Genomic DNA, 20,493 nt, shown 5'->3' with positions numbered 1-20,493 from the left:
TCACCATTCCGATAACTGATTATGAGGTGTCATATGTATCATACCGTGATTTTTGACCTGGACGGAACCCTGCTGGACACCATCGAGGACCTGGCCGCCGCCGGGAACTGGGTCTGCCGCCGCAACGGCTGGCCGGAGCACTCGGTGGAGCGGTTCAAGGCCATGGTGGGCCACGGCATTCCCAATCTGGTTTCCAAGTTCTCTCCCGAGGGCTGCCGAAGCCCTCTGATTTTGATGAACACCCTCTCCCAGTTCAGCGAGTACTACGGTGAGCACAACATGGACGCCACCGCCCCGTATCCCGGCATTCCGGAGCTGCTGGAGCGTCTGAAGGCCGCCGGGGTGCAGATGGCGGTGTACTCCAACAAGGCCGACAGCTTCAGCCGGGAGATCGTGGAGCATTATCTGCCGGGCTTTTTCCGGCTGGTCCGGGGAAAGGTGGACGGCGTGCCCGTAAAGCCCGACCCGGCGGGAATTCACAGCATCATGAAGGAGCTGGACGCCAAGCCGGAAAGCACCCTCTTCGTGGGGGACAGCAGCGTGGACATCCAGACAGGCCACAACGCGGGATTGAAGGCCTGCGGCGTCACCTGGGGCTTCCGGCCCCGTTCTTCCCTGGAGGAGGCCGGGGCGGACCGGCTGGCGGATACCATGGAGGAGCTGGAGAGCGTCATTCTGGAGGGCCCATGCGCCTGAGCTTTGATCAGGCGGGGGAGCTGCTGGACGAACTGGCGGAGCCCTTCCCGGAGGCCCTGTTCGACGGGCTCAACGGCGGCGTGAACCTGCTGGAGGACGCCGTGCCGGACCCGGAATTCCCGGCGGGGGAGATGTACGTCCTGGGGGAGTACCGCGAGGACCTGCTGGGCCGGTATATCAACCTCTATTACGGCTCCTTCGCCGCCCTGGCGGAGCGGGAGGACTGGACGGAGGAGGATTGGCGGACGGAGCTTCGCCAGACCCTCTCCCATGAGCTGACCCACCATATGGAAAGCCGCAGCGGTCTCCACGCCCTGGACGACAAGGACGAGGCGGAGCTGGCCGCCTGGCGGGCGGAGTACGGACTGGACGGCGAGTAGATGAAAAGACCAGAGCGCCGGTGGCTTGGAATCAGAATTTTTTAAAATTGAGAAAAACCGGAAGGATGGTCCTTCCGGTTTTTTGCCGCTATTTTGTGGGAAAGCCGAACTGGTCCCGCATGTCGAACAGGAAGCGCAGAAAACTCTCCGGGTAGGGGATGAAGGTCCCCTCCGCCAGCATGTCCAGGATTTCGTCCAGAGCGGCCCAGCGGACGGCCCGGACTTCCTCCTTTTGCAGGGTCAGGTCCTCCAGGGCCAGGTCCATTTGAACGAGGAAGAAGTCGTCGAAGCCGCCGTCAAAGTTCACCGTCACCGAGGGGCGGAGACCGCCGAGGTCCAGGGGCCAGCCCAGCTCCTCCCGAAACTCCCGCTCCGCTCCCTGGCGGCTGGTCTCTCCCGCGTCCACGCCGCCGCCTACGGACAGGTCCCAGAGGTTCGGCCAGATGAATTTTTCCGGGGTCCGCTGTTGAATCAGCAGCCGTCCCCGGCGGTCAAAAACGCAGACATGGACCACCGTCCGGTACTCGCCGGGGGCCCGCCCGGCGCTTCGCTCCCCGGTTTTCCCCAGGGGGAGGCGGTTTTCGTCGTATAGGTCTACCAGTTCCATAAGGTCCTCCCTCACTGTTTCGCGGCGGTTTTGTAGTCGCCTCCGGGGCGGTAGAAGGGACAGGCGGTATTGGTCCCCTTCAAAAAGCGCTCCATCTCGTCCTCGTCCAGGTCCATGGTGCAGATGAAGGCCTCCAGTTCCCCGTCGTAGTCATAGCAGACGCAGTCCTCGCAGATGTTGGACAAACAGCATCACCTCTCAGAGGATAATAGCATAAATTCCGTCCACATCCAAGTGTTTTTTCATCACCAGCTCCTCCAGGTCCTCCCGGGCCTCCGGCGGCGCGGCCCAGCACAGCCCGCAGCCGGCGGTGACGCTCCGGGGCACGGGGATCAGCCGTCCCGGCAGACCGGACGTCTGGCAGGCGGCCTCCATGGCCATGGCCCCGGCGGTGGTGAGGAAGGTCACCACGCATTTTTCCGACCGTTCCCGCATCTCTACCGGGCCTCCCGGGCCAGAACGCGGACCGCCTCCGCCGCCGCGTCGGTTTCCGCCTCCGTGTTGAAGTACGACCAGGAGAACCGGACGGCCCCCTGGTCCTCTGTCCCCAGAGCGTGGTGGAGCCGGGGGGCGCAGTGAGCGCCGGGGCGGGTGGCGATTTCAAAGCGCTCCGCCAGCTCGTCAGAGACCTCGGCGGAGTCACAGCCGGCGATGTTCAGCGTCACGATAGGAGCCCGGAGGGGGGCGGAAAAGTCGCCGTAGACCGTTGTCAGGTCCTTGACCGCCTCGTAAAACCGGCGGGCCAGGGCGTCCTCGCGGGCGTGGATGGTGTCCGGGCCGGTTTCGTTCAGGAAGTCCAGGGCGGCGCTGAGGCCCGCGAGGCCGTGGCCGTTGAGGGTGCCGGCCTCCAGGCGGGTGGGGTAGTCCAGGGGCTGGGACTCGGAGTAGCTCTGCACCCCGGTGCCGCCCACCGCAAAGGGGCGGACCTCCAGTCCCCCCCGGAGGCACAGTCCTCCGGTGCCCTGGGGGCCCATGAGGCTCTTGTGTCCGGTGAAGCACACCACGTCCATGCACTGAGCGGTCATGTCAATGGGAAGGACCCCTGCCGTTTGGGAGGCGTCCAGGATGAAGAGCAGGCCATGCTCCCGGGCGAAGCGGCCGACCCAGTCAATATCCACCACGTCCCCCGTCAGGTTGGAGGCGTGGGTGCAGACCACAGCCTTTGTCTCCGGCCGCAGAAGACGGGCAAAGCCGTCATAATCCAGCCGTCCCCCCGGCGCGGGAACGAAATCCACTGCCGCCCCCTGGTCCCGGAGGCGGTACAGGGGCCGCAGGACAGAATTGTGCTCCAAATCCGTGGAGAGAATGTGGTCCCCGGGGCCCAGCAGGCCGGAGATGGCAATGTTCAGGGCCTGGGTGGAGTTCTGGGTGAAGCACACATGGTCCGCCCTGGGACAGCCCAGCAGGGCGGCGATTTTCTCCCGGGTCTCGTAGATGGTCCGGGCCGCCGACAGGGCGTCCTCGTGCCCGCCCCGGCCGCAGTTGCCATATGAGGAGAGGGCCTCCAGCACGGCGGCGGCCACGGCGGGAGGCTTGGTCCGGGTGGTGGCGGCGTTGTCCAGATAGATCACGGCTTGACCACCTTGCCCGCTCCCGCCAGCTTCTCCACGATGGAGTACATGTTCGTCACGCCGCCCACGGCCAGTTCCTCCGTCAGTCCATAGTGGTTCAGGCAGGTGCCGCAGGTTAGAATTTCCACCCCCTGGGCCTCCAGGTTTTTCAGGTCTTCCAGGGAGGCGGAGTCCTTGCAGGTGAGGCGGGCCCCGCCGTTGTAAAAGAGCATGGTTTTCGGCAGCTCCGGCAGCTGACTCACGGCGAAGAGAAAGCCCTTCATCAGCACGCCGCCCAGCTCCTCGCTGCCCCGGCCCATGACGGCGCTGTCCACCGCCACCACCAGATTTCCCCTGACGTCCGGGGCGCAGGAGAGCGGCGGCTCTTCCATAGGGGCCTCCCCGACGGGATTCGTCACCTCCATAGTGACCACAAACTCCTGGCCGCTCCGTTTTTCGGAACGGGCGGCCAGCTTGTGTCCGGCGGCCATCCGGGTCAGATTCTGGACGGCGATCTCATTGTCCACATGGACTTCCAAGGTTCCCGGTCCGGTCATTTCCCGCAGGGCGCGGGTGGCCTTTACCACCGGGATGGGGCACTGCTCGCCCACGGCGTTTACAACGATCTTTCCCATAGTCAAACCTCCGTTTTCCGCTCCGAAAAGCGGATTGTTTCTCCACCATTGTACCGCCGGAGACAGCGGAATACAAGGGCTATTTTTTGAAAAGGATATCGAGAGAAAAGCCTTGAATCAAGGCTGTATCTGTGATAGAATAAAAACTGTTTATCCGAAGTAAGCGAGGAGACGGAGACGATGGCCGGTATTTTTGACGAGGGCAACATGCTGCAAGTTCTGGAGGGCTGCACCCCGGAGGGGGAGACGATTTCCGCGGGAATTCACGGCGTAACGCTTCAGATTAACCAGAAAAAGACGTCCAAATTTGATGTGTATATTGGCGTTACCTCTCAGTATTTCCTGGTTGCCGAATGTGAGGAGCGGAAGTATTTGAACCAATTTTATCACATTCCGGACCTGCGGAAGACCGTGGCCGAGGATCTGGGAACCTGTTTTCCCCTGTCGGAGATTCAGGACTGCGAGATCAAAAAAGCCATGCTGGGCGCCGTCAGCTGTTCCATCACCCTGAAAAACGGCGCGTTTCTCAAGCTCCTGCTGCCGAAGCGGGGCGGACTGGGGGGAGGTATGCCCCACCACGAGGAATACCGGGAAAAGATCATCGCCCGCCTGAGCGGTCTGAGCTGCACCCGGCAGGCGCTTTGAGCGGGAACGCCCCGCCCCATTATACGAAAGAGTTGAGGCCGTTTTATGAAAACACCTTTTGTCACCAAAGACCGGCTGGAGAGCATTGCCGCCCGGTATCCCACGCCTTTCCATATTTACGACGAGCGGGGCATCCGGGAGAACGCGCGGCGGCTGAAGGCCGCGTTTGCCTGGAATCCCGGCTTCCGGGAGTATTTTGCCGTCAAGGCCACCCCCACCCCTGCCATCCTGAAGCTCCTCCACGAGGAGGGCTGCGGCTGCGACTGCTCCTCTCTGGCGGAGCTGGCTCTGGCGGAGCGCTGCGGAATTACCGGGGAGGAGGGGATCATGTTCTCCTCCAACAACACTACGGAGGAGGAGTTCCAGGCTGCCTGCCGTCTGGGGGGCATCGTCAATCTGGATGACCTCACCCTGATCGACACCTTGGTAAAGGCCCAGGGAACGGTTCCGGAGAAGGTCTGCTGCCGCTATAACCCCGGCGGCGTCTTCACCCTGGGGGAGAGCCGGGACGGCGTTCAGGTGATGGACACCCCCGGCGACGCCAAGTACGGCATGACCCGCCCCCAGCTGGCGGAGGCCTTCCGGCGGCTGAAGGACCTGGGGGTCAAGGAGTTTGGCCTTCACGCCTTCCTGGCCTCCAACACGCTGTCCAACGAGTATTATCCCGCCCTGGCCCGCATTCTCTTCCGGCTGGCGGCGGAGCTTCAGGAGGAAACCGGCTGTCCGGTTACATTCATCAATCTCTCCGGCGGCGTGGGTGTGCCCTACCGTCCGGAGGAGACGGAGAACGACATCGCCGCCATCGGCGAGGGCGTGCGGAAAGCCTTTGCGGAGATTCTGGCGCCGGCTGGAATGGGCGGTGTGGCGCTCTACACGGAGCTGGGGCGCTATATGCTGGCCCCTTACGGACATTTGGTCACCCGGGCTATCCACGAAAAGCATATTTATAAGGAGTATATCGGCGTGGATGCCTGCGCGTGCAACCTGATGCGTCCCGCCATGTACGGTGCGTATCACCACATCACCGTAATGGGCAAGGAGGACGCCCCCTGCGACCACAAGTACGATGTGGCGGGAAGCCTCTGCGAGAACAACGACAAATTCGCCGTGGACCGGATGCTGCCCAAGGTGGACATGGGGGACCTGCTGGTCATCCACGACACCGGGGCGCATGGGTTCTCCATGGGCTACAATTACAACGGCAAGCTCCGCTCGGCGGAGCTGCTTCTCCGGGAGGACGGCAGCGTGGAGCTGATCCGCCGGGCGGAGACGCTGGAGGACTATTTTGCAACGTTGATTTGGTGATTGGCTTTTCCGGGAAAAAAGGGGAAGCCAATAAAAACCTTCGTCCGGTCCGGAGCGGAGGCGCAGAAAAGACCGCCTGGGATGGCTGCTCCCAGGCGGTCTTCGATTTATAAAACACAGAGACGATGGACGGAAGGGCAGAGCGCTGCGGAGAGACTGCGCCTGCGGCGCGGCTCGGCGCAGCCGTTGGGTATGACGGCTCTAGGCACGGAGAGAACCCGGGGAAGGGCTCCCTCCGGTTTTCAAAGAGGCGTCACAGCTTCCGCAGGGCGTCCACCAGGGCGGTTTTCCCCTCGGTCTTTTCGTCCTTCATCTTGATGATCCGGGCGGGGCTTCCCGCCACCACGGCGTTCTCCGGCACATCCTCAATGACCACAGCCCCGGCGGCCACCACGGCGTTTTTGCCGATATGAACGCCCTCAATAACCACGGCGTTGGCGCCCACCAGCACCCCGTCCTCCACGATGACAGGGGTGGCCGAGGCGGGCTCCACCACGCCGGCCAGCACGGCTCCCGCGCCGATGTGACAGCGGCTGCCCACGGTGGCCCGGCCGCCCAGCACGGCCCCCATGTCAATCATGGTACCCGGGCCCACCACGGCGCCGATGTTGATAACGGCCCCCATCATGATAACGGCCCCCTCGCCGATTTCCACCTTCTCCCGAATGATGGCGCCGGGCTCAATCCGGGCCGTGACGCCTTTCAGGTCCAGCAGGGGTACGCCGGAGTTCCGGCGGTCGTTCTCCACCACATAATCGCGGATGCTGTCCCGGTTGGCCTCCAGAATGGGGGCCAGCTGAGCCCAGTCGCCGAAGACGGTGAAGCTGTTTCCGCCGCCGAAGACTTTGGCGGAGCCGAAGTCCACGGGGCCGGTGGTGTTGACATAGAGCTTTACCGGGGTCTTCTTCTCTGAGTTTGCGATATAGTCGATGATCTCCTGTGCGTTCATGGGCCGTCACTCTCCAAATAAGATTTTTTGCAGGTCGTAAACTCCGTTGGGCTTCCCCGGCAGCAGGCGGGCCATGTGCAGCGCGCCGTTGACAAAAATCTGCCGGCTGGCGGCCCGGTGGGTGAACTCCAGCTCCTCGTCGGGGCCGAAGAAGTGGACGGTATGGGTGCCCGCCACGGTGCCGCCCCGAAGGGCGTGGACGCCGATTTCATTCTTCCGCCGTTTTCCCGTGCTGCCCTCCCGGCCATAGACCAGGCGCGCCTCATGCCGGGGATCGACGGCCTCCAGCAGCAGCTTGGCGGAACCGCTGGGGGCGTCCTCCTTCTGGTTGTGGTGCGTTTCGGTCAGCTCCACGTCGAAGTCCGGCTTCAGCACGCCGGAGACCTCCCGCAGGGCCCGGTACAGCACCGCCATGCCCAGGGAGAAGTTGGCCGCCCACAGCACTGGGGCGGAGGAGCCCAGGCTCTCCAGCTGCCGGAGCTGGTCGGGGGTGAAGCCGGTGGTGCCGGAGAGAAGGGGGGTGCCGGTGCGGCGGACATAGGAGGCGATTTCCGGCAGCGTCTCCGGCCGGGAGAAGTCGATCACCACGTCCGCCACCCGGCCCAGCTTTCCCAGCTGCTCCAGGTCGTCCCGGCCGAAGGCGGCTTCGATCTCGTCTCCGGCGGCCTGGGCGGTCTCCTGAAGGAGGCGGCCCATTTTTCCCCGGCCAATCAGCAGATACCTCACAGCAGTCCCGCCTCCTTCAGCGCGGCTCGGAGAACGGCCTGATGCGCTTCGCTCATTTCGCACAGGGGCAGGCGCATGGGACCTACGTTCAGGCCCATCATGTTCATGGCGGACTTGACGGGGATGGGATTTACCTCAATGAAAAGATCGTTCATCAGCTCCAGGTACTTCAGATGAGTCTCCAGCGCCCTGTCCTGATGGCCGCCGGCGTAGTCCGCCACGATCTGGCGGCAGACATCCGGACAGACGTTGGCGAAGACGGAAATGACGCCGCTGCCGCCGATGCTCATCAGGGGAAGGGTGATGTCATCGTTTCCGGAGTAGAGGGCGAAGTCCGGGCCCACGCAATGGGCGATCTTCATGGCGTAACTCATGTCGCCGCTGGCTTCTTTGATGCCGCAGATATTGGGGTGCCGGCTCAGCTTCTCCACCACGGAGACGGGGATGGAGCAGCCGGTGCGGCCCGGGACATTGTAGAGGAGGCAGGGGATGTTTACCCGGTCCGCCGTCTCGGCGAAGTGGCGGTACATGCCCTCGGGATTGGCCTTGTTGTAGTAGGGGGCGATCAGCAGCAGGGCGTCGGCCCCCATGTTCTGGTACTCGATGCTCTTTTCCACCTGGGTGGCGGTACAGTTGGAGCCACTGCCCACGATGACGGGCACGCGGCCGTTCACCACCTTGATGGTGTGGGCGACGACGGAGGCGTCCTCCTCGTGGCTCATGGTGGGATATTCGCCGGTGGTGCCCAGGGTGAGGATGGCGTCGGTTCCGGCGGCGATCTGCCGTTCCAGCAGATGGGTGAGTACGTCGAAGTTGACGCTGCCGTCCTCGTGGAAGGGAGTGATCATGGCGACAATGGAGCCGGTGGGATTGTTGAATTTCATTTGAATGCCCTCCAAGTTTTGTAAGATCGTGGGTCGGGGCCCTGCTTTTGTATAAAAAAAGCCGGTAGAGGCGCGCTCCTACCGACAAGCTGCACGCCGCAGGCGGCGTGACATCTCTGTAAGCGGATAGCGCCCCCGCAGCCGAAGCCGCGGACAGTCCCGGAAGTATTCCCTCCGGACCCATCCCCCGCCCATGCCTGGGCGGAAGATTCGGCGGAGCTGCCTCCGTCGCGTTCCTGGCCTGCCGGCTCCCGCGACCTCTTCGTCTCCGCGCCTCTATCTCATTTTTTGTTATCATATCATCTTCCCAACGCAGTTGCAAGAGGGATTTTCAAAAAAGCTTTTGTCAAAACCGCCGAAATCTCTGCGGCCTCTTGCCGCGCGGGGGGAAGGTGTGCTATATTGTGAAATCATCAAACGCCAAAGGAGGGCTCTGCCCATGCTGCCCGTTGTGGAATACCGCCGCGCCCTGCACCGGATTCCGGAGTTGGACGACCGTCTGCCGGAGACCTGCGCCTATGTCCGCTCCGCTCTGGAGCGTTTTGGATTGACGCCGTTCTCCCCCATCTCCTCCGCTGTCTGCGCGTATCTGGACGCCGGGAGGGAGGAGACCGTGGCCTTCCGGGCGGACCTGGACGCCCTGCCGGTGACGGAGGCCGCCGGTCTGCCCTATGCCTCCGTTCACCCCGGCGTGATGCACGCCTGTGGCCACGATGGGCATACGGCCATGGCGCTGGCCCTGGCGGAGTACGCCGCCGGGCATGGTTCGGAGCTGCCCCGGAACGTGCTCTTCCTCTTTCAGCCCGCCGAGGAGACCACCGGCGGCGCCCGGCGGCTCTGTGAAACCGGGCTGCTGGAGCGCTACTGTGCCGCCCGGATTTTTGGCCTGCACCTCTGGCCCAAGCTTCCGGCGGGGGAGGTTTTCTCCCGGCCGGGTCCGCTGATGGCCCGGTCCAACGAGGTGACCGTCACCGTAACCGGCAAAAGCGTCCATCTCAGCCGGGCGGCGGAGGGACGGGACGCCCTGACAGCGGGGGCGGAGTATCTCCGCAGGGCCTATGCTATGGCGGAGGCCCTGCCCCGGAGGGAGCCGCTGGTGCTTCGCTTTGGCAAAATGACCTCCGGTACGGTGCGGAACGCCGTCAGCGGAGAGACCCGGCTGGAGGGAAGCCTCCGGACCTACCGGAATGAGACGCAGGCCCTCTGCCGCCGGGGACTGGAGGAGACGGGTCGGGAAATCGAGGCGGAGACCGGCTGCGGCGTGGACGTGCGCCTCAGTGAGGGCTACCCTGCCGTGTGGAACCACGAGGGCCTCTATGAGACCCTCTGCGCGGATTTGGGGGAGGACGTCCCCCGGACGCTGGAAGCCCCGGTTCTGGCGGCGGAGGATTTCTCCTTTTACCAGAAGCGGGTTCCCGGCGTGTTCTTCTTCCTGGGTACAGGGGACACGCCGGAGCTTCACGCGCCGGAGTTCTGCTTTGACGACGAGAGGGTGCTGCCTCGTGGCGTGGAGTTCTTAAAGCGGCTGCTTTTGCTGAAGTGAGCGGATGGAAACAAAAAGAGAAAGAGTCCCGGACGGATGTCCGGGACTCTTTTTGCGCGGTATTTGGTTCAGCCGATGTTGCTCATGTAGTTCAGCAGCATCTGGGCAACCTGGGCGCGGGTGGCCTGGCCCTTGGGGTCCAGCATGTTGCCGCCCTTGCCGTTGATGACGCCGTTCTGGGTGGCCCAGGCCATGGCAGCCTGCGCGTAGCCGCCCACCAGGGAAGCGTCGTTGAAGCGGAGATCGGTGGAGCTGACCGCGGGGCTGCCGGCGTAGCGGTAGAGCATGACGGCCAGCTGCTCGCGGGTGATGTAGTTGTTGGGCTTGAAGCTGCCGTCGGCATAGCCGGTGACAATGCCCTTGGAGGAGGCCCACTGGACAGCCTCGGCGCACCAGGCGTCGCCGGTCACGTCGGAGAAGCTGCCGGCCTCGGCGGCGGGATTGCTTTCCAGATTGTGGAGGACCTTCGCCAGCTGGGCGCGGGTCATGGGCGCGCTGGGATTGAAAACGCCGCTGCTGGTGCCGTTCATGATCTCCCGGCTGGAGACGAAGGCCACGGCGTTGGCGAAGGTGTTCCCGGCGGGAACGTCGCCGAAGGACTTGCTGTTGTCCACCAGAGTAATGGAGGCGGAACCGTCCAGAGGAACGGTGACGGTGCCGCTGGCGGCATCGGCCACAGACTTGCGGAGCAGCTCGGTGGTGCCGTCGGCCTTGGTGAGCATGGCCACAGTGCCGGCGGTGCAGTTGGCGGGAATCTCCACGGTCACGCCGCCGCTCACGCGGTCCACCACGGAGCCGCCGGCGGTGATGGTGACGTCAATGGCGCCGCCCTTGGCGGCGGTGTTGACCACCAGGGAACCGCCCTTGGACGCCAGACTGGAAAGACCCTGATTGGAGATGGTCACATTAGCGGCGGGAGTCACGACCTGAAGGTCCGCGTCCGTGCGCTTGGAGATGTCTCCGACCACGCTGGAGCCAATGGTGACGCTGGTCTGATCGGCCTCGCCGTTGATGGAGGGGGCGATGACCACGGTGCTGCTGTTGTTCTCCACAGCCTGGTTCACCAGGTCCTGACCCAGGCTTCCGCTGATGTTGGCGGAGGCGGCGCCGTCCTTCACGGTGGCGTTGGGCATGGCAGTGGTGGTGTCCCGGCCGCTGGAGACGCTGGGTGTGGTGGAGGTAGAGGAGGTGCTGGGCTTGGAAGTGGAGGCGGTGCCGCCGTTGATGACGGTGGAGCCGCCGCCGCCACCGCCGCCGCCGGTGGAGCGCCGGGTGAAGGTGACGGAGTGGACTTCGCTCTTGGAAGCGACGCCGCCATCCTCGTTCAGGTTTACCACAATGGCCTTGACGGTAGTGGTGTTGGTGATGGAGAAGGCATTGCCGTCATAGAGAATGCCGGAGATCACGGGCTCTTCCGCGCCCTCGGGGATATTATAGGTGGGTTCGGTGCCGTCGGTGGTGTAGACGATTTTCGCGCCGTCCTTGGCGTGGAGCGTCACCTGCTGGCTGCCCCGGAAGGTGCCGCCGTTGGGATTGAAGGCGGGGGGAACAATCGTCATGGACGTGCTCTGCTCCGGGCCTTCCAGAGAGACATCCTCCACAGCGGCGCGGCGGATGTAGGCGATATAGGAATCGCCGCCCTCCAGGCCGGTGAGCGTGTTGTTGGGGCCCCAGTATACGTTATCAAAGCTGTATTCCGCGCCGTCCTGCGGAGTGATGGTCACCGTGTAGGTAGTGCCGGCGCCCTGGGTAAGGGTTACAGCGATGGGGGCGAGGGCAGCGCCTGCGGGGAGGTTTTTCACCGTGATGGTGAAAACCAGGTTGAAGTCCTGATGGTTCATAGACTGGACAGGAACCGTCACAGTGGCGGTCTGGCCTTCATTTCCCGTTCCGGTCAGGGTGTAGGAGAGAACGCCGTCCGGGCTGATGGTCACGGTAGGACCCAACAGGCTGTTGCCATCGCTCACGGTAAGAGCGCCATAGGTGACATTGGTGTAGCCGGAAAGCAGGGCGGCGATGCTGTAGGTCTGCGGGCCTTCGGTCACAGTGCCGTGGGTCTTTTGTACCGTGGGAGGCGTGGCGACAACCGCCTTTTCAATGCTGAACTGCGTGATCACAGGGTCCCAAACGTAGTTTCCGCCCTGGGCGGGGGAGACGGTAACATGGGCGGTGTTGGTGCCCGCGTTGATGTTGTTGTCGTAGCCGATGTCGTATTCAGCTTCCGCAAGCACGGATCCGTCGTTTTTGACAACCACGCCGGGCTTGATCTCGCTGCCGGTGTAGGTCCAGGGACCGCCGGTCAGTTCCACGGTGGGGGTGATGCGCTTCGGAGTCACCGTCAGTGTATAGGAGGCGCTGTTTTCGGCGACTTCTCCCGCCACGCCTGCGACAGAGGCGGTGATGGTTACGGTGCCGGCCTTGCGCGCCGTGACTGTGCCGGAGGCGTCCACCGTGGCGACAGTTTCATCACTGCTGGTGTAGGTGGGAGCGGCGGGCTCGGAAGCCACGCCCGCAGGTTTCGTAACGGTGGCCGCATTTGTAACCGTTCCGCCGAACTCCACCGTTTCGGTGGGAGAGGTGAAAGCAATCCCCCAAACAGGCAGATCGGTCACGTTGACGGTTACTTGTTTAGATTCAGCCGCCTGGTGGTTGTTGTCTCCGGCATAGGAGACGGTAATTACGGCAGTGCCTACCGCTTTTCCGGTTACGAGTCCGGTCTGGTTCACTGTGGCGACAGAAAGATTTGCGCTGGTATAGCTCAAAGTGAGTCCGACGGGGTCCGTCGCCGCATTCAGCTGCACGGTTCCATTGATGTTGGTGGAAACCGTGGAGGGGACCGTGATGGTCACAGGGGCCTTGGTAATTTCAAAGGCGCCGACTTTGACAGGGGTAGTCAAATCAGAGAAGCCGCTTTCCGCGGTTGCCGTCGCTGTAACGTATACGTCGTAAACGCCCGCATTGGTGGGAGACGCGACAATCTGCCCATTCTGCCGGTATGTAACGGTAGGAATAACGCCGTCGGGGGCGGTGACAGTGGTGCTCTTCGCGGCGCCGTCGTAAACAACGGTGGGCGTGTCGACCTGGAAGGAATTCGCGCTCAGGGCGCCCTTGGTCGTAGCGGTCATGCTGCCAATCGTGCCGGGTTTGGTGGTATTCGTTTCCTTGACGCGGATAAGAATCGTATACGTGGTGCCCTCGTTCAGACCAGTAAACGTATTGCTGTTCTGCCAACGAATGTCAGCGCTGGACTGAATGGCGTATTCATAGTCCGCAGAGGGCGTTGCTGTTACCGTAATGCTGTTGTAGGTGCTGGTGGCGGTGGCGTTCGTCGGAGCGGCGGGGCCATCCGCCTTCTCCACGGGACCAACAGCGTTGGAAATTTTGCTGGCCTCTTCAATGGTGACTTTTGCGCTGATGTGCTTACCGATATCATTGACAGTGAGACGGTAAGTAGTGCCGGAGGCACCGCTGATTTCAGTACCGTCTTGAAGCCACTTCCAAGTGGCGGAAGAGTCGTTTTCCCCTTCCCCCTTGGTATAAGCGGCAGTCAGGATTTCGTTATATTTGGGCGCACCGGTAATGGAAATTGTGCCTTTCAGGGAGTGAGGAGGCACATAGTCGCTGGCGGACAAATTCAAAATTCCGGTGTTTTGATAGAGGCCGGTTGTTTTAGGGTCATAGTTATAAGTGATGAAGTTATCTTCATCAAAATCAAGACGGTAGCGTCCTTCCTCCTGACTGTATGGAATGCCGGCCATAAACAGCTTATCGGGGCTGCCGATAGAGTTGCTGTCACAGTTGGTCACGTCTACGAGGTAATTTTGGTCTCCAACAGTAACGATGTTCCACATATGGGGACCCTCGCCTGTGCCGCCGCCCATAGGACCAGAGACAATATGGCTCTTGATGGTATCATCTTCCCATTCCGTCAGATCGCACAGAAGCTGGAACGCCTTGGCGTAGCCCTCACAGACGACGTTCGTGGTTTCATCCTCATCAAAAACCCAGATAAGCTGCCAAGGGCCTTCACTGTGCGTTTCGATGGTGCCGGTCAGAGCGTCGTGATTGTATTCAACCAGACGGCAGATCTCCGTCATGTAAGTATACAACTTTTCATAGTCGGACTTGCCGCTGTTGGCATCAACAATCTCTTGGGCGTTAGTGATAGCTGCCGCAGCCACATTCATGGCGTTCTTGGCAACGGTCGTGGTGCCAATCTTGCCATCAGAGGAATATTTAAAATCAACCAGGATGGTGAGCGTTACAGAGGTGACGGCTGTCATGGGACCACCTTGGGAGTCGGCCGTTCCACTTATGTTAAGACGGAAGCTCTCTCTGTGAAGTTCAGAGGGAGTGTCAGCGGTAGCGCCTCTGTCAGCCCAATAGAGCGATGCGGCACAGTCCACATTCAGACAGTTTACGATCTTCTGCCAACTTCCAGTGCCATCGATAAGCATGTTGCCCCATGTGTCGATGCCGTCATCGTGATCGTATGTAAAGACCGTGCTGGTCTTCGTTCCGTCAGCGACAGCCTCAATATCCGCACGGACTAGATCATAGAACTTCTTTTCGTTTGCATTAAGGGGAGAACCCGCCTCGCCGGCGAGGTTCGCCAGGGTATCAACGCCGTCATCAGCGTCTCCAAACAGACCAGGAAAGATCGTGGAGAGATAGCTCTCCAGACTCTCGCCGCCGTCGGGAAGATCGACGTCGGCGGTCAGCTCAATCTCGATAGTCTCCTTTTCTTTTTCGGGAACGACAGGAGTTTCCGGGGCGCTGGCCCCATCCTCCTCCTCGTTCTCCTCAGGCTCCGCCGGGGTTTCGACGGCTGCGGGGTCTTCGCTCGGACCATCGTCCGCCGGTTCGTCGGCCAGAGCCCAAGAGGGCATCAGCGTCAGCGCCATGCAGAAGGCAACGAGCGCTGACAACAGGCGTTTACTCATGTTTTCTGCTCCTTTCATCATAACAAAATTGCCGCATGTATAGTGGCTACTTCAGTTTACCAAACACGGGATAAAAAAGCAAGAGGCGAGGGCGGTTTTTTTATCTCCGAACTCTTTTTTCGCCCGCTTTTCGAAAAAACCGCCGAACCCTTGAAATCAGAGGAGCAAACGAGTATAATAACAAAGAGAAGCGCCGCGGTTTCGACGCTTTTTCAGAAATTGTCAAAAGGAGATTTTTCCCTATGCGCCGTCCGAACGCCGTCCAGACTCTGGCTCTGGGCTTCGCCCTGCTGATTCTGGCGGGGGCGTGCCTTTTGTCCCTGCCCATCGCCTCCCGAAGCGGGGAGTCCATCTCCTGGACCGGGGCGGTGTTTACCGCCGCCTCCGCCTCCTGCGTCACCGGGCTGACGCTGTACGACACCGCCACCCAGTTCACCCCCTTCGGTCAGGCGGTGGTGCTGCTGCTGATTCAGATCGGAGGTCTGGGATTTGTGACGGCGTCTCTCCCTGCGGCGCTGCTGGTCCGGCGGCGGGTGAGCCTGCGGCAGCGGGCTCTGCTTCAGGACAGCGTGGGGGCTTTGCAGCTGGGAGGCGTGGTGCGTCTGGCCCGCCGGGCTCTGCTGGTGACGCTGGCGTGCGAGGGGGCCGGCGCGGCGCTGCTGGCGCTGTGGTTCTGCCCCCGGTACGGCTTGGGCAGGGGGCTTTGGATGGCGGTGTTTCACGCCGTCTCCGCTTTTTGCAACGCGGGCTTTGACCTGCTGGGCACCGGCGCGTCCCTGACCTCTGCGGCGGGGGAGCCGCTTTTGAACGCCGTTTTGATGGCCTTGATCGTCTGCGGGGGACTGGGCTTTCTGGTGTGGGACGACGTGCTGACCCACGGCCGCCGCTTCCGCCGCTGGCGGCTGCACTCCAAGATGGCCTTTACCATGACGCTGGTTCTTTACACCGGCGGAGCCTTGGCCTTTTTTTTCCTGGAGGCGGACCACGCCTTCGCCGGGGAGAGCGCCCCGGTCCGGGCGCTGATGGCGGCCTTCCAGTCGGTGACGGCCCGGACGGCGGGCTTCGCCACGGTGGATCAGGCCTCCCTGAGTCAGGGAGGCGTGCTGCTGATGCTGGTGCTGATGTTCGTGGGGGCGGCCTCCGGGTCCACCGGCGGCGGCGTGAAGGTGAACACCTTCGCGGTGCTGCTTCTGGGAGTCCGGGCCCGCATCCGGCGGCAGGACGATTTGAACATCTTCCGCCGCCGCCTGGACGAGGAGGACATCCACAAGGCCAGCTCCACCGCCGGCATCTACCTGCTGGGGGTCCTGGCGGGGTGCATGGTGCTGTGCGTGCAGGGTGTGGACCTGACGGACGCGCTGTATGAGACCTTTTCCGCCATGAGCACCGTGGGACTGTCCCGGAACGTCACCGGGACTCTGCCGCTGCTGTCCAAGTGGACGGTGATTCTGATGATGTTTGCCGGGCGGGTGGGGAGCATGTCCGTGGCCATGGCCATCACCCGGGGAAAAGCGGCCCAGAACTGCATCCGCTATGTGCCGGAGAAGATTTTGATTGGATAAAAATTTGGATATGATATTTAAATGAAGGAGAATGGCTGTGAAATCCTTTTTGGTCATCGGTCTGGGCCGCTTCGGGCGGCACCTGACCCGGTATTTGCTGGAGCTTGGGAACGAGGTCATGGTCCTGGATAAGGACGAGGACAAGGTGGCCCGGGTGGCCGCCACCGCCACCGCCGCCTGCGTGGGGGACTGCCAGGACGAGGATGTGCTGGCGTCTCTGGGCATCCGGAATTTTGACGTGTGCTTCGTCTGCGTTCGGGACGATTTTCAGTGCTCCCTGGAGGCCACCGCCGCCTTGAAGGAGCTGGGGGCGAAATTTGTGGTGGCCCGGGCGGACCAGGAGCGGCAGATCAAGTTCCTGCGGAAGATCGGCGCGGACTTCGTGGTCCATACGGAGATGGACATGGCCCGCCGTTCGGCCATCCGCTTCTCCGCCGAGAACGTCTTTGACTATTTTGAGCTGACGCCGAAATTTGCCATCTTCGAGCTGGAGGTCCCCGCGGAGTGGACGGGCCACACCGTCGTGGAGCTGGAGGTCCGGCGGAAGTACAACGTCAACATCCTGGGCGTGAAAAGCGGCGACGTGGTGGTGCCTCTGGTGGACCCCCAGTACCGCTTCCGGGAGGACGCGCACCTCATCGTCGCCGGAGACAAGGAGGCGGGCATCCGCCTGATGAATCTGCACTGACGGCAACATAAAATCCCCGTCTTCCGCGCATACTCCCTTCGGGGTGATATTATGTCAGAGGATAAGCGGGCGGTCAATGGCCGCGACGATGAGAAGCCGTTCCTCCGGCTGGAGCCGGAGAAGCGGATGTGTCCCATTTTCGACCCGGACACCATCGCGAAATTCCCGGTGGCGCCGCCGGAAGAGATGGGCTTCCGGGTGTTGGACAATTTCTGTGAGGAGCATATTGAGTGACCGAAAACACCCCCTCCGGCAATGCCGGAGGGGGTGGAAAACGGCTGGCGGGGTCAGTGTGTTTCCCGGCCTGCGCCCGCGCAGACGGAGAGGTCCCAGAGAAAATCCTCCACAGCCTGCTCCGGCGTGGCCCAGCTGGTGACCAGACGGATGCAGGTGTGTCCGGCGTCCACGGTGTGGTCGGTTTCGAACGCATAGCCCATGTCCCGGAGCTGCTCCACCACGTCGTTGGGGAGCACGGGGAACTGCTGGTTGGAGGGAGAGGGCAGCGGCAGGGGATAACCCAGGGCGGCGACGCCGTCCCGGAGGCGGAGGGCCAGACGGTTGGCGTGGCGGGCGGCGCTGAGGAAGGTATCGTCCTCCAGCAGGGCCTGAAACTGGACGCCCAGGAGGCGGCCCTTGGCCAGTATGGCCCCCCGGCGCTTCATGTACCAGCGGAAATCCTTCCGGGGAGTGGGCAGGACCACGGCCTCGCCGAAGAGGGCGCCGTTTTTGGTGCCGCCGATGGAGAAGACGTCGGTCAGGGCCGCCAGGTCCGGGAAGGTGAGGTCCCCGCAGGCCATGGCGGAGCCCAGCCGGGCCCCGTCCAGAAAGAGGAGGAGGCCGTGCTGGTCACAGCATTGGCGGAGGGCGGAGAGCTCCTCCCTGGAGTAGACGGTGCCCACCTCCGTGGTGTTGGAGATGTAGACCATGGCGGGCTTGACCTGGTGCTCGTCCCCGTGGAGCTCCGCCACGGACTCGATCGTCGCGGGCGTGACCTTGCCGTCCGCGCTCTTGAGGGGGAGAATCTTGCGCCCCGTGGCCTCAACAGCCCCGGTCTCGTGGACGTGGATGTGCCCCGTGTGGGCGGAGAGAACCGCCTCATAGGGCTTCAGCAGCGCCTCAATGACGGTGAGATTGGCCTGCGTGCCGCCCATCAGGAAATGGACGTCCGCCTCCGGGGCGGCGCAGAGGGAGCGGATCAGGTCCGCCGCCTTTTGGCAGCGGGGGTCCAGACCGTAGCCCCGGGTCTGCTCCAGATTGGTCTCGGTGAGGGCCTGAAGCACCTTGGGGTGGGCTCCCTCGCTGTAGTCGTTGCGGAAACTGTACATGGCGACCTCCAGAAAGTAACAACCAAACAGTGGAACTGTTACGGAATGTTACAGATTTGATGTTGAAATTATAGCGTGAATCCTGTATAAAAACAAGGAACAAAAAGAAAACTTTTCCGGCGGCGGAGCCGTCTGCGGGAGCGGGAGGAGATCGGGATGAAGAGAAGAACGGTGTGGGTTCTGGCGCTGCTGCTGCTGGCCTCCGGCTGCGGGCAGGCGGACGGCGGCGGGGCGGAGACGGCGGAGGTGTCCCTCAGCGCCCTTTATGCCGGAATGGCGGAGGCCTGCGGCTGGGAAGACGGCTATATGACGGACGTGGAGGGAGAGCTGCTGGAAAGCTACTATCCCGGTCTCGCCGGGGTTCCCGCCGGGCAGCTTCTGGCAAAGGTTCCCGCCATGAGCTCCGACGTGAATGAGATTGTGCTCTTCCAGGGGGAGACGGAGGAGGACGCGGAGGAGGCCGCCGGCATCCTCCAGGCCCGCGTCGACGCCCAGGTAAACGGCGGGGCCTGGTATCCCGAGACCCAGGCCGCCTGGGAGAAGGCCGAGGTGCTGCGCCAGGGGACCTACGCGGCGCTGATCGCCTCGGGGGAGTTCCAGGAGAGCCTGGAGGAGCAGTTTAACCGGCAATTTTCGTGAGGAGAGCGTCCCATGGTTTTCAGCAGCCTGACGTTTTTATTCGGATACCTGCCGCTGACGCTGGCACTTTACTTTATTACGCCGCTTCGGCGGCGTAATTTTGTGCTGCTTTTGGCCAGTCTTTTTTTCTACGGCTGGGGCGAGCCGGTGTACGTGGGAATCATGTTCCTGTCCATTTTCATCGACTATACCCACGGCCTTCTGGTGGAGAAGTTCCGGGACCGGGACCGGCTGGCGAGGTGGTTTGTGGGGCAGTCGGTGGTGTTCAACCTGCTGCTTCTTGGGTTCTTCAAGTACTGGGACTTTCTGGCGGCCAATCTGTCCCTGCTTCCCGGCGTGTCCCTCCCGGAGCTGGGCCTGCCTCTGCCGCTGGGCATCTCCTTTTTCACCTTCCAGACGATGAGCTACACCATCGACGTCTACCGCCGCGACGCGCCGGTGCAGCGGAATCCTGTCGACTTCGGGGCCTATGTCACCCTTTTCCCCCAGCTCATTGCCGGGCCCATCGTGAAGTACAAGACGGTGGCGGCGGAGCTGGCGCGGCGGACCGTCACCTCACAGGACTTTGCTGGGGGGGCCTGCCGGTTTACGGCGGGCCTTGCCAAGAAGGTGCTGCTGGCCAATGCCGCTGGAGCGCTGTGGGAGAGCTGCCTGTCCTCCCAGAGCGCCGGGACGCTGACGGCTGCGGGGGGCTGGACGGGACTGCTGGCCTTTGGATTTCAGATTTACTTCGATTTCTCCGGATACTCCGACATGGCCATTGGCCTGGGGCGCATCCTGGGCTTCCGGTTCGGCGAGAACTTTGACCACCCGTACCTCTCTCTCTCCGTGGGGGAGTTCTGGCGGCGGTGGCACATGTCGTTGACCTCCTGGTTTCGGGAATACCTGTACTTTCCCCTGGGAGGCAGCCGGAAGGGGAAGGCCCGGACTTTGCGGAATCTGCTGACCGTCTGGCTTTGCACCGGCTTCTGGCATGGGGCCAGCTGGAATTTCATTCTCTGGGGACTGTACTTCGGCCTGTGGCTGATTTTGGAGCGGTTTGTGTTCCGGGACCTCCTAACGCGGACGCCGGTTTGGGTGAAGCGGGCCTATACGCTGGCGGTGGTCTTTGTGGGCTGGGGTATCTTCGCCATGGAGGACCTGGGGGTCTGCGGGCGGTATCTGGCGGTTTGCTTCGGCGGCGGGCCGCTGTGGAGCGCCCTGGACGGCTACCGTCTTCGGAGCTGGGCTGTGATTTTGGCGCTGCTGGCGCTGGGCTCCACCACTCTGGCCGTGGACCTGTGGGAGAAGCTCCCCGAGCGGGGGCGGAGAGTTCTGGCGCCGGTGCTGATGGTTCTGGGGCTGGTCCTCTCCACCGCGTATCTGGTGGACGGCAGCTACAATCCCTTTTTGTATTTCCGGTTTTAAGGAGGAGGC

20 protein-coding genes and 1 riboswitch are annotated in these 20,493 nt (G+C 62.5%); of the genes, 10 read left to right on the top strand and 10 right to left on the bottom strand.

The genetic code is table 11. The annotated features are described in order from the left end of the window. Positions 1–33: 33 nt before the first annotated feature. Entirely contained in the window at positions 34–696 is a 663-nt protein-coding gene (locus QZ329_RS02820) for an HAD family hydrolase (protein WP_295748104.1), read from the top strand. Continuing rightward, a complete protein-coding gene (locus QZ329_RS02815; protein ID WP_295748102.1) occupies positions 687–1,076 on the top strand; it encodes a metallopeptidase family protein in 390 nt (129 codons plus the stop codon). Before QZ329_RS02820 ends, QZ329_RS02815 begins: the two co-directional genes overlap by 10 nt. Before the next feature lie 88 nt (positions 1,077–1,164). On the opposite strand, the gene QZ329_RS02810 is transcribed toward QZ329_RS02815, so the two are convergent. From QZ329_RS02810 to yedF, 5 genes are read right to left on the bottom strand one after another with little or no spacing between them, the layout of a single operon-like run. After that, positions 1,165–1,683 (bottom strand): NUDIX domain-containing protein, encoded by a 519-nt coding sequence (locus tag QZ329_RS02810; protein WP_295748101.1) that lies wholly within the window; start codon positions 1,681–1,683, stop codon positions 1,165–1,167. Positions 1,684–1,694: 11 nt separating this feature from the next. Continuing rightward, positions 1,695–1,868 (bottom strand): DUF6472 family protein, encoded by a 174-nt coding sequence (locus QZ329_RS02805; protein ID WP_295748098.1) that lies wholly within the window; start codon positions 1,866–1,868, stop codon positions 1,695–1,697. A 13-nt stretch (positions 1,869–1,881) separates the two neighbouring features. After that, positions 1,882–2,118, bottom strand: coding sequence for a DUF3343 domain-containing protein (locus tag QZ329_RS02800; RefSeq protein ID WP_295748097.1), 237 nt, complete (start codon positions 2,116–2,118; stop codon positions 1,882–1,884). Positions 2,119–2,120: 2 nt separating this feature from the next. Then, entirely contained in the window at positions 2,121–3,254 is a 1,134-nt protein-coding gene (locus tag QZ329_RS02795) for an aminotransferase class V-fold PLP-dependent enzyme (protein WP_295748096.1), read from the bottom strand. After that, on the bottom strand, positions 3,251–3,868 hold the full coding sequence (gene yedF / locus QZ329_RS02790; protein WP_295748094.1) for a sulfurtransferase-like selenium metabolism protein YedF: 618 nt from the start codon (positions 3,866–3,868) through the stop codon (positions 3,251–3,253). The genes QZ329_RS02795 and yedF overlap by 4 nt, the downstream gene beginning before the upstream one ends. Positions 3,869–4,048: 180 nt before the next feature. On the opposite strand from yedF, the gene QZ329_RS02785 reads away from it, so the two are divergent. Together QZ329_RS02785 and QZ329_RS02780 are read left to right on the top strand one after the other, a co-directional pair. Beyond that, positions 4,049–4,513, top strand: a complete 465-nt coding sequence (locus QZ329_RS02785) for a hypothetical protein (RefSeq protein ID WP_295748092.1) — start codon at positions 4,049–4,051, stop codon at positions 4,511–4,513. A 45-nt stretch (positions 4,514–4,558) separates the two neighbouring features. Continuing rightward, a complete protein-coding gene (locus QZ329_RS02780; RefSeq protein WP_295748090.1) occupies positions 4,559–5,818 on the top strand; it encodes a diaminopimelate decarboxylase in 1,260 nt (419 codons plus the stop codon). A 253-nt stretch (positions 5,819–6,071) separates the two neighbouring features. Here QZ329_RS02780 and dapD read toward each other — a convergent pair whose 3' ends face one another. Genes dapD through dapA form a run of 3 tightly spaced genes read right to left on the bottom strand, consistent with a single transcriptional unit; the run spans position 6,072 to position 8,377 of the window. Continuing rightward, positions 6,072–6,767: a 2,3,4,5-tetrahydropyridine-2,6-dicarboxylate N-acetyltransferase gene (dapD, locus tag QZ329_RS02775; protein ID WP_295748088.1), complete on the bottom strand. Its 696-nt coding sequence runs from the start codon at positions 6,765–6,767 to the stop codon at positions 6,072–6,074. Positions 6,768–6,773: 6 nt separating this feature from the next. Continuing rightward, on the bottom strand, positions 6,774–7,493 hold the full coding sequence (gene dapB, locus QZ329_RS02770; protein ID WP_295748086.1) for a 4-hydroxy-tetrahydrodipicolinate reductase: 720 nt from the start codon (positions 7,491–7,493) through the stop codon (positions 6,774–6,776). Next, the gene (gene dapA / locus QZ329_RS02765; protein WP_295748084.1) at positions 7,490–8,377 is read right to left on the bottom strand and encodes a 4-hydroxy-tetrahydrodipicolinate synthase; all 888 of its coding nucleotides are present in this window, start codon (positions 8,375–8,377) and stop codon (positions 7,490–7,492) included. The genes dapB and dapA overlap by 4 nt, the downstream gene beginning before the upstream one ends. A 119-nt stretch (positions 8,378–8,496) precedes the next feature. Continuing rightward, positions 8,497–8,664: riboswitch (Lysine riboswitch) on the bottom strand. A gap of 152 nt (positions 8,665–8,816) precedes the next feature. Between dapA and QZ329_RS02760 the strand changes: the two genes are divergently transcribed. Then, entirely contained in the window at positions 8,817–9,920 is a 1,104-nt protein-coding gene (locus tag QZ329_RS02760) for a M20 family metallopeptidase (RefSeq protein ID WP_295748082.1), read from the top strand. Between the two features lie 68 nt (positions 9,921–9,988). On the opposite strand, the gene QZ329_RS02755 is transcribed toward QZ329_RS02760, so the two are convergent. Further along, positions 9,989–14,863: an S-layer homology domain-containing protein gene (locus QZ329_RS02755; RefSeq protein ID WP_295748080.1), complete on the bottom strand. Its 4,875-nt coding sequence runs from the start codon at positions 14,861–14,863 to the stop codon at positions 9,989–9,991. Positions 14,864–15,105: 242 nt separating this feature from the next. Between QZ329_RS02755 and QZ329_RS02750 the strand changes: the two genes are divergently transcribed. The 3 genes from QZ329_RS02750 to QZ329_RS02740 are packed head-to-tail and all read left to right on the top strand — an operon-like array spanning position 15,106 to position 17,347. Then, on the top strand, positions 15,106–16,425 hold the full coding sequence (locus tag QZ329_RS02750; protein WP_295748078.1) for a potassium transporter TrkG: 1,320 nt from the start codon (positions 15,106–15,108) through the stop codon (positions 16,423–16,425). A gap of 37 nt (positions 16,426–16,462) precedes the next feature. Further along, positions 16,463–17,113: a TrkA family potassium uptake protein gene (locus QZ329_RS02745; RefSeq protein WP_295748076.1), complete on the top strand. Its 651-nt coding sequence runs from the start codon at positions 16,463–16,465 to the stop codon at positions 17,111–17,113. Positions 17,114–17,164: 51 nt separating this feature from the next. Beyond that, positions 17,165–17,347: a hypothetical protein gene (locus tag QZ329_RS02740; protein ID WP_295748074.1), complete on the top strand. Its 183-nt coding sequence runs from the start codon at positions 17,165–17,167 to the stop codon at positions 17,345–17,347. A 53-nt stretch (positions 17,348–17,400) separates the two neighbouring features. Here QZ329_RS02740 and QZ329_RS02735 read toward each other — a convergent pair whose 3' ends face one another. After that, complete coding sequence (locus tag QZ329_RS02735) at positions 17,401–18,438, bottom strand: aminotransferase class I/II-fold pyridoxal phosphate-dependent enzyme (RefSeq protein ID WP_295748073.1); 1,038 nt, start codon at positions 18,436–18,438, stop codon at positions 17,401–17,403. Between the two features lie 156 nt (positions 18,439–18,594). Here QZ329_RS02735 and QZ329_RS02730 point away from each other — a divergent pair, with 156 nt between their 5' ends. Then, positions 18,595–19,077: a DUF4358 domain-containing protein gene (locus tag QZ329_RS02730; RefSeq protein WP_295748072.1), complete on the top strand. Its 483-nt coding sequence runs from the start codon at positions 18,595–18,597 to the stop codon at positions 19,075–19,077. Between the two features lie 12 nt (positions 19,078–19,089). Then, the gene (locus QZ329_RS02725; RefSeq protein WP_295748070.1) at positions 19,090–20,484 is read left to right on the top strand and encodes an MBOAT family O-acyltransferase; all 1,395 of its coding nucleotides are present in this window, start codon (positions 19,090–19,092) and stop codon (positions 20,482–20,484) included. Positions 20,485–20,493 lie beyond the last annotated feature (9 nt).

It is taken from the genome of uncultured Oscillibacter sp., assembly GCF_910579365.1.
Classification (GTDB): domain Bacteria; phylum Bacillota; class Clostridia; order Oscillospirales; family Oscillospiraceae; genus Oscillibacter.
The sequence above is the reverse complement of the archived record's forward strand: the minus strand, read 5'-3'. Positions and strand labels throughout refer to the sequence as shown.